The sequence below is a fragment of the Frankia sp. CgJB1 genome (assembly GCF_977947065.1).
The window spans coordinates 1-8,322 of the sequence record NZ_CDWTNB010000175.1 but is presented as its reverse complement, the minus strand read 5'-3'; the positions used below and the strand labels follow the sequence as shown (position 1 = coordinate 8,322).

Here is an 8,322-nt window from a genome sequence, read left to right as displayed (position 1 = left end):
CGAACCTCACGGTTCGTCGCGGCGAGATCGTGGGCCTGGTCGGTGACAACGGCGCGGGCAAGAGCACGCTGACCAAGGTTCTTTCGGGTTGGCATCGCGCCGATCAGGGTGAGGTTTTCGTCGATATCCCAAGGAGTTCTCGGCCGCCGCGATGACGCCGATCCTCAACTCGGTCCTGGCCGACAAGCCCGACGGACTCATGATCAGCGTGGCCGACGCCAATGCGATGTACGCGCCCCTCGCCAAGGCCAAGGCCCAGGGGCTGCCGATCGTGACTGCATTTAACACGCTAGACAATCCGGCTCCACTTGCCTCGCAGGTCGTCGCGGACGAGGCCGCCGGCGGTCGGCTGGCCGCGGAACTCATCGCGAAACACCTCGGAGCCGAGGGTGGCAAAGTTGCGGCCGTTGCGTTCACCCCAGGTCAGAGCGTGCCGTCCGACCTAAGGTGGCACAACTTCGAAAGCAAGATCAAGGAGTACTCGAACATCAAATACCTGGGTGCGGAGATCACCGACGTATCTCCTCAGACGGCAACGGCGAAAATGAACGCGATCCTGGCGCGCGGCCCCGATGTCAAGGCAGTCTTCACGAGCTTTGGACTGGCCGCGCTCGGCGCGTCGACAGCTCTCCGCCAACGCGGAAATAGCGGCATCTATGTGGTCACCTATGACACCGTTGCGGCGGTCAACAAAGCTGTCAAGAGCGGCGAGATCTCCAGCGTGATCAGTACCAACTATCGTGAAGCTGGTGTAAAGGCGCTGGACCAGGCGGTCGCGGCGGCGACCGGTAAGCCGGTCGACAAGGTCGTCACTCTTCAGCCCCGTGTTTACACCGCGGAAAATATCGGCCAGCCCGAGATCCAGGACGAGCTACAGGCAACCAAGTGCCCGATCTGACCGAATGTAGGCAAGGTTTCTAGTGTCCTGAGTCGCTTGGAGTTCGGCCACGGCCTGGTAAAGCGTCAGGCCGTGGCCGCCGCTGGTGGGCACAGTCGCCTTGACAGCCGCTCGGTCACGGTCTCCCGCTGGTCGGGTCCGGTTTCCGCCTAAGTGGACGTCCCAGCCGCGCCAGACGGTGGCCATCATGATGGATCTTGACCATTCCGGCACAAGCTCGGCAACTGCCCACGAGCACCTGCACAGCGAGTGGGGCAGGGAACGCGGGGAACACCCGGGCCGGGCCCGCGATCCTGTGATCAAGGTTGCCGACCTGGCGTGGTTGGAATTTGAGAAGCCGAACCTGGATCGGGCCGAAGGTGTTCGCGCGGGATTTCGGTTTCGCCGTCGCGTGTCGCACCCAGGACGCGCTCTACCTGCGCGGCACCCTGCCGGGCATCCACTGCATGATCGTTCGGCGGGGTCCGGTGTCCCGGTTCGTCGGCTCCGCGTTCCATGCGGCGGACCCGTCCGACCTGTCACGACTGGCCAGGTCTAGCGGTAGCGAGGTGCGGGAGCTCGACGAGCGGGGCGGCGGCCGGGTAGTGGATCTGCGCGACCCGAGCGGCATTCCGGTCCGGGTCGTGCAGGGGGTTGAGGCCTTACCGGCACTTCCCGAACAGCCACCGCTGACAGCGAGGCGGACCTGGCCGCCCCGGCGACACTGACTGAGCTGCTAGCCCCCTGGATCCGCGGCGTGCCACGGTCCGGGGTGGAGGTGCTGCGACAGGCAGCATACACGTTCCGGGCCCGGGTCGCTGACCGGTGGCGCCTCGGGCGGGTCTTCCTGCTTGGCGACGCGGCGCACGTGACCCCGCCGTTCATTGGCCAGGGCATGGGCGCCGGGCTACGCGACGCCGCCAACCTCAGCTGGAAGCTGGCTATGGTGCTGTCCGAAGGAGCCGACGACCGACTGCTCGACACCTACCAGCTCGAACGCGAACCCCACGTGGCCCGCCTGATCCGGACGGCGATCACGGTCGGCTGGGCGATGACCGGTGGTCAGGACAACGCCGCGGCCGCTCGGCGGCTGGTCCTTGCTGGAGCCTGCCGGGTCCCGGGCTTCAGCCATGCCGCCGCGCGTACGACGTCGCCCCGGCTACCCGCCGGGCCGCTGGTCCGACCCCGCCACCGCGGTCTTGGTGGCCTGGCCGGGACCCTGCTTCCACAACCGTGGGTCACCGTCGACCGGCGTCGGTGCCGCCTCGATGACCTGCTCGGTGACTCCTTTGCGATCGTCGCTTCCGGCCCGCTCGATCCCGGCCTCTCGGTCCTGGCGCGGCGCCTGCGGGCGCGGGTCTTCCAGGTCCGCGCCGCCACCAGCGGTTCGGGTGCCACCAGCGGTTCGGGGCATCCGGCCGGCCTGGACGACGGTGACGACGCCGTCATCTCCGACGGCGGGATCTTGGCCGGCTGGTTGCGCCGGGCGGGGGCCGGGGCCGTGCTGGTGCGCCCCGACCGGGTCGTCCTGGCCGCGGCACCGCAGGCGCGCGGAAACGGCGCGGTCGGCGCGGCCATAGCCCGGGACTCGGCCGGGTGGCTGCCGCTGCTGCCGCCCACCCGCACCTCCCGCCTCAGAGCTGAGAACTCCGCCTCTTCGGACCGGCCGCGCGGGTCCCGCCAACCGGCTTCGCTCGCACCGCGCCGAACGGTGCCTGTTCGGGAAGGACCAGCATGACGACGAACCCGGGTGGCCTTCCGACTCCTGTCGACCCGACCGCGGGCTGCTGCCCTACCCAGTCTGATCGATCGAGCGGTCCGACGACAGGGCATGTTCGGCGACCGCCTCCGGCTGCTCTGCCGACGGTGCGGATCCGGGCCCGCGTGTTCCGGTGTCGGCAAGCTGGCGGCCCTCGATGTCGAATGTGTCAGTAATGACAGATCGCCGGTCCTTGTTGGCTTGTGATTGCGGTCACCCGTTGATCGCCTGCCGGACGGGGACTCACTGCCGGAGGATCGCGAACGTCTCCTGGAGCAGGCGCAACGCGGTCGTGAGCGTCCGGTCCGGTTGGGGCAGCGCGGAGAAGGCGATGAGAGTGCTGCGCATCGCCGCCGCCGTCCGCCCGGCTGAGTCGTTCGGCAAGGGCGTGTGCCAGGCCGTCCTCGAACTCGCGCAGCAATGTCGTGGCGGACCTGCTCGGTTGGGTCACAAAGGCGACCGGTGGGCCGCTGAACAGAAGGCCGAGGCCGACGCCACGCTCAGCCGCGATGGCGAACAACGCGTTACACACGGCGGTCTACGGGGGCTCGTCGGCCGGGCGGACGCGGACATGCTCTTGGAGCACCGGGATCAGGGCGTGCGTCTCACCGAGAACCAGGTCTTCCTTGGACGGGAAATATCGGAGCCGAAGGCCGGCCGGCTGCTGGCTCGGATCCCCGTCGGCCGTGAGCCGCACGGTCTCGCGGTCTGGCCGCAACCCGGTCGCTACTCCCTCGGCCATACTGGGATCATGCGCTGAGGGTCGCGGACGAGCTCCGGACCCCTTCACCCTGGCCGACACCGACCGCCCGGGACCGAAATGCACTTTCATGATACATGATACTATGGAATATTCATCCGAAGTTTACCTTTAGGCATCTGACCGTTGCGTCTACGCGCTTAGCGTGACGTGTCGTGACTAGTGATGTGACTGTGAGGGTCGAGGGCGGCGCTGCCGCGCCCGCCGTGTTGGAGCGCATCCGGGCTTTGTCGGCGTCGCTGTCGTCGGCGGAGCAGCGGGTGGCGCGGCAGGTCCTCGCCGACCCGGTTGCGATGATCCACCAGTCGGTGAGCGAGCTGGCGCAGGTGTCGGGAAGCTCGCCGGCAACGGTGGTGCGGTTCTGCCAGAGCCTCGGGCTTCGGGGCTATCAGGAACTCAAGCTGGCGCTGATCCGGGAGACGCTGCCGGTGGAGCGGCAGCTGGTGGACGAGGTGTCCGCGGCCGATGGCCCGGATGAGATCGCCGGGAAGGTGCTCGGCGGGGCGGCGAGTGCGCTGACCGAGGCGGCGCGGGGGATCGACGGTGGCGTGCTGGCGGCGATCGCCGACCTGGTTGTCGCCGCGCCGCGGACGTTGTTCGTGGCGGTGGGGACGTCGGCGCCGCTGGCGATGGATGCCGCCTACCGGCTGACCACGGTCGGGGTCGATGCGCGGTTCGCCGGGGACGCGCATGTGCAGCACGTCACCGCCCGGATGCTAGCGGCGGGTGATCTGTGTGTTGCGGTCAGCCACACCGGCTCGACGGCGGAGACACTGGCGGCGATGCGGGCGGCCGTGGACACCGGGGCGCACACCGCCGCGATCACGAGCTTTGCCCGGTCACCGTTGACCGAGCTGGTGCAGCACGCGGTGGTGGTGGGCAGTCGGGAGACGGCGTATCGCATCGAGGCGATGACCAGCCGGATCGTGCACCTGTCGGTGCTCGACGCCCTGTTCGCCCTCGTGGTGGTGCGCAGCCCGCGCAGCCCCGGCGCGCTGGCGATGACCGCCGACGTGATCGTCGAACACCGGATGTAGCCGCCTACCAGACCCGGCGGCGCCGGTGCCGACGACCCGTGGTTCGCCCCGCGCCCACCGAGGAACGGTATGAGCCCACGGACCAGCGGTGGATCGGTCGTGGGCTCAGGTACGTCCCGGCGGTCGGTCAGCCGCCGGCCGCGCCGGTGATCAGACCGACCAGCGCGGTGACCAGCATGGCCGCGGCGCCGCCCAGCACGACGCGCAGGGCCGGACGTAGCAGCGCCATACCGGCGGCCCGCGCGGCGAGCATGCCCGCGACGGCGAGACCGATCATCGTCACCACGACGACGAGCGCCAGGCGGCCCGCCCCCGCCGGGGCCGACATCCCGAGGAACGGCACCAGCCCGCCGGCCGTGAAGCTGCCCGCCGACGCGACGGCGGCCTGGACCGGGCGCGCCCGGGTGGCCTCACTCTGGCCGAGTTCGTCGCGCAGGTGCGCCTCCAGCGCACCCCGCTCGGTCAGTGCCACGGCGACCTGCCTGGCGAGGTCGTGCGGAAGGCCGCGCCGCTCGTAGATGCCGACCAGCTCGGCGAGCTCGGCCGCGGGGTTGGCCGCCAGCTCCGCGCTCTCCTTCGCCCGGTCCGCGTGTTCCACGTCGGCCTGGGAGCTCACCGACACATACTCCCCGGCCGCCATCGACATCGCCCCCGCGGTCAGACCCGCGATCCCGGCGGTCAGGACCGCGCCGGTGGAGGCGCCGCTCGCGGCGACGCCGACGATGAGGCTGGAGGTGGAGACCAGGCCGTCGTTCGCGCCGAGGACGGCCGCGCGCAGCCAGCCCGAACGGTTCGTGCTGTGCCGCTCCGGGTGCCGTCGCATCGCACCGAATGTCGCCATGGGGGCATTACAGCACGGCGTTGGCGATCAGCATGGGTACGCTCAACGGATCAAGAACCATCTCTGCCCGTTCCTCGAGGTAGACCGCTGGAAATCGTGCGGGGGGCGTCATGACCGAGTACATGCCCCGACCGAGTACAAGGCCTGACCGAGTACAAGGCTGACGGAATTCCGGCCGCCGGTCGGCGCGGGAAAACCCGTAGGCCGGTCGGGGAAGGTCCCGCCCGGCCTACGCGCGGAGGTGAACCAATCCGGATGCCCCGCGCCGGCCCTGCGAATGATGAACGGCAATGATGGACAATCAAGGCTGACAGTGATCGCGCGACGTGGGATTGGTGACCTTGCCCCGACATCGTCCGATGCGGCCGGGACCGCGTACCCCGTACGAGGAGAGCTGGCTGGCTGGCGCGGAACTCGGTGAGGCGCTCACGCGCGGATGGCGTCCGCGGGCACAACCCGTGCAGATCGCGCTGGGTGCGGGTGAAGCCGTGCTGGCCCAGGCACCCGTCTGCTTCTGGCAGTACATCGGCCAGAACGTCACCTATAATCAGGGGTGGTTCGTCGCCTTCGGTAGTCCCCTTCTGCTCGGCGCGTCCCTGCTCGGCAGTGCCCTGTACAACGGCAGCCAGCGCAGGCGCGCCGAGGCGCTCGCCGTGGTCCAGTGGCGCCCTGTCTCCCAGGGGCACCTTTTCCTGACGAACTGGCGCCTCGTGCTGGCGCTCACGACCGGCTGGACCGATATCGGCTACCCGTACCTGAGGGCGTCCGGTGTGGACGGCGACAGCATGGTCATCATGCTTGCCGGCCAACCCCCCGTCCGACTGCAGGTGTGGCCGGCGCACTGGTTCTTCGTGCTCATGAGATTCCTCGCCTACGGCGAGATCGTCCGGATGGAAATTCCGTCCCACCTGCAACGATCGCCTGCCCCCGGGCCCTCGAACCTCCGCCTGGATCGTGAACCCCCGCCCGGGCGGGGTCTGGGGAACGCCGGTGACGCCGCATGATCAGCGGCCTTCCCGGAGTGTGATCAGTGGGTACGCCCGGTGGGTACGGCCGGCGGGTACCGGCGTCCGGATTTCTCCCGGGGGCGGCCCCGCTACCCTGCTGCCTCGTGCCGGTACCGTGATGGCGTCCTCCGGGAAAATGCGGGCGGGTATTCAAGCGTGATTCGGGTCAAGATAATGTTATTGATAAAAATATCCTTGAGATTTTCCTTCGAGTGGATTTCGAGGATATCCATGAGGCTTGCCTCGCGGATAATTTGTTTACATGCCGTTCACGGTGCACGACCTGCCAGCGCCCCGCGAACCTATACCATTCATTCGGGTTCGCCGCACGGCCATCCGTCTCGGTCGGAACCAGCCGAGAAGAAGTCGGAGGCCAGCCATGGGATTGACTGCCGTCCGGATGTGGTCCGGCATGGTCGATCGAAAGTGAGGGTTCTCATGCCATTTGTCATCACCGCCGCGTGTATCGATGTCAAGGACGGCTCCTGCCTGGAGGGGTGCCCGGCCGATTGCATCTACGAGGGTGACCGTAAGATGTACATCAATCCGGACGAGTGCACGGAATGCGGCGCCTGCGCAGTGTCCTGCCCGGTCGGCGCGGCCATCAGTGACGACCGTGTTTCCGCGAAGGACAAGGAGTTCATTGAAAGCGAGGCGCTGTTCTTCAGCACCATCCTGCCAGGTCGGGACGCACCGCTCGGCGAGCCGGGCGGTGCCACGAAGCTCGGTAAGATCAAGGCTGATACGCCCTTCATCGCCGCCTACGGAAGCTGACGAGGGTGACCTCGGGTATTCGCCGGGGCGGAGCACGATAAAGCGGAGCAGTAGCGGGAAAAACGAACCGAGAGAATTCGCGGAAAGGCCGGTGCTGGCGGACCTCGGGTCCGAGGCGCCGGCCTGACGCCGAGACGTTGCGGGGGATTCCTCCCGTAACCAGCCTGCGTTCCAGACGATTCTATCCCGGAGGTCCGACAGAACGGCGGGGTCCGCTCGTCCAGTCCCGGGTAGTTCCAGGGCGTTTCGTGGAGGGCGGGGCCGGGTGTCAGCGGACCGGTGGCGCGAGGGAGCGCAGGACGGCGCCGGCGGGTTCGTCGGTGAGCTCGGCGAGGGTCACCTCGTCGAGCGTGACCAGGAAGTTCTCCTGGGCTCGTCGCAGGAGGGGGCGCAATCGGCAGGCGCATCGCAGCGGGCACGGGGGACCGTCGCAGGAGACGAACTCGTCCGTGCCCTCGAGGGCACGGACGATGTGCCCGACGGTGACCTGCGTCGCGCCCGGGGCGAGCAGCACCCCGCCGGTGCGTCCGCGTACGGTGACCACGAGGTCGAGCCGCTGGAGGCATTGCACGATCTTCGCCATGTGGGTGAGCGGAACATCGAGGGCTTTCGAGAGGTCGCGGACGGTGAGGCGATCCTCCCGGGTGGCTGCGAGCATGAGCGCCCGCAGCGCCAGGTCGGTCGACTGGGTCAGGTGCATGGGAGCGCACCTGTCGAGGTGACGGTCACCCGACCATCTTGCCTTCTACTCTTCGTAGAAGATTGTCCCGACGGCACCTGCGTCCCACGGGTGCCGCCTGCCGAGATCGGACCTCGGCGGGAGCGCGGCCCCGGGTGTGACATCGCGCCGGGACCGACCGGTGCCGGCCGGTGCCGGCCTCCTCGTGGCGACCGCGGACCCCCCGGCCGGGGGAGTCTAGACGGGTGTCCGCGGCGAGGGCAGTTTCCGGACGATGGTCAGTCCGTCCGCAATGGGCAGCATGACAACCTGTACCCGGGAGTCGTCGGTAAGAAGATCGTTGAACTGTTTGACGGCGACGACAGCAGGATTGTCCGAGTGGGAGCGCACTACGTTCCCATACTGCAACACATTGTCGACGATGATGGCCCCGTTCGGGTTCATCCGGGGAAGGAGAAGCTCGTAATACCTCCTATACGAGGTCTTGTCCGCGTCGATGAACGCCAGGTCGAAGGTGGGTTCTTCGGGGAGTATGCCGAGGCTGTCGGCCGCCGGTCCGAGGACGAGGTCGATGTGATCGGAAACACC

Annotated in this window: 10 protein-coding genes and 1 pseudogene; 8 read left to right on the top strand and 3 right to left on the bottom strand. The window is 68.2% G+C overall.

Annotation, left to right across the window (positions count from 1 at the left end; all coding sequences use genetic code 11):
* The 6 genes and pseudogenes from AC08OT_RS16810 to AC08OT_RS16785 all read left to right on the top strand — a co-directional run.
* The coding region (locus AC08OT_RS16810) for an ATP-binding cassette domain-containing protein (RefSeq protein WP_476594084.1) at positions 1–155 on the top strand (155 nt) is incomplete at its 5' end.
* Positions 140–898, top strand: a pseudogene (locus tag AC08OT_RS16805) (substrate-binding domain-containing protein); the annotation flags it as partial. The gene AC08OT_RS16810 and the pseudogene AC08OT_RS16805, both read left to right, overlap by 16 nt.
* A gap of 359 nt (positions 899–1,257) precedes the next feature.
* A complete protein-coding gene (locus AC08OT_RS16800; RefSeq protein WP_476596184.1) occupies positions 1,258–1,605 on the top strand; it encodes a VOC family protein in 348 nt (115 codons plus the stop codon).
* Between the two features lie 29 nt (positions 1,606–1,634).
* Positions 1,635–2,615, top strand: a complete 981-nt coding sequence (locus tag AC08OT_RS16795; RefSeq protein ID WP_476596183.1) for an FAD-dependent monooxygenase — start codon at positions 1,635–1,637, stop codon at positions 2,613–2,615.
* A 352-nt stretch (positions 2,616–2,967) separates the two neighbouring features.
* Complete coding sequence (locus AC08OT_RS16790) at positions 2,968–3,396, top strand: hypothetical protein (RefSeq protein WP_476594085.1); 429 nt, start codon at positions 2,968–2,970, stop codon at positions 3,394–3,396.
* Between the two features lie 167 nt (positions 3,397–3,563).
* Positions 3,564–4,433, top strand: coding sequence for a MurR/RpiR family transcriptional regulator (locus tag AC08OT_RS16785; RefSeq protein ID WP_476603016.1), 870 nt, complete (start codon positions 3,564–3,566; stop codon positions 4,431–4,433).
* A 127-nt stretch (positions 4,434–4,560) separates the two neighbouring features.
* Here AC08OT_RS16785 and AC08OT_RS16780 read toward each other — a convergent pair whose 3' ends face one another.
* Positions 4,561–5,274 (bottom strand): VIT1/CCC1 transporter family protein, encoded by a 714-nt coding sequence (locus tag AC08OT_RS16780; protein WP_476594079.1) that lies wholly within the window; start codon positions 5,272–5,274, stop codon positions 4,561–4,563.
* Between the two features lie 359 nt (positions 5,275–5,633).
* Here AC08OT_RS16780 and AC08OT_RS16775 point away from each other — a divergent pair, with 359 nt between their 5' ends.
* Positions 5,634–6,278: a hypothetical protein gene (locus AC08OT_RS16775; RefSeq protein WP_476603015.1), complete on the top strand. Its 645-nt coding sequence runs from the start codon at positions 5,634–5,636 to the stop codon at positions 6,276–6,278.
* A 441-nt stretch (positions 6,279–6,719) separates the two neighbouring features.
* Positions 6,720–7,055: an indolepyruvate ferredoxin oxidoreductase subunit alpha gene (locus tag AC08OT_RS16770; RefSeq protein WP_476594081.1), complete on the top strand. Its 336-nt coding sequence runs from the start codon at positions 6,720–6,722 to the stop codon at positions 7,053–7,055.
* A gap of 268 nt (positions 7,056–7,323) precedes the next feature.
* Here AC08OT_RS16770 and AC08OT_RS16765 read toward each other — a convergent pair whose 3' ends face one another.
* Positions 7,324–7,755, bottom strand: coding sequence for an RrF2 family transcriptional regulator (locus tag AC08OT_RS16765; protein WP_476594082.1), 432 nt, complete (start codon positions 7,753–7,755; stop codon positions 7,324–7,326).
* 216 nt (positions 7,756–7,971) lie between these two features.
* The coding region (locus AC08OT_RS16760; protein WP_476603014.1) for an O-methyltransferase at positions 7,972–8,322 on the bottom strand (351 nt) is incomplete at its 5' end.

Excerpts from the sequence above, each read along its gene's own strand:
- AC08OT_RS16780 (WP_476594079.1), bottom strand. The coding sequence starts at position 5,274 with ATGGCGACATTCGGTGCGATGCGACGGCACCCGGAGCGGCACAGCACG.
- AC08OT_RS16770 (WP_476594081.1), top strand. The coding sequence starts at position 6,720 with ATGCCATTTGTCATCACCGCCGCGTGTATCGATGTCAAGGACGGCTCC.
- AC08OT_RS16790 (WP_476594085.1), top strand. The coding sequence starts at position 2,968 with ATGAGAGTGCTGCGCATCGCCGCCGCCGTCCGCCCGGCTGAGTCGTTC.
- AC08OT_RS16765 (WP_476594082.1), bottom strand. The coding sequence starts at position 7,755 with ATGCACCTGACCCAGTCGACCGACCTGGCGCTGCGGGCGCTCATGCTC.
- AC08OT_RS16775 (WP_476603015.1), top strand. The coding sequence starts at position 5,634 with ATGCGGCCGGGACCGCGTACCCCGTACGAGGAGAGCTGGCTGGCTGGC.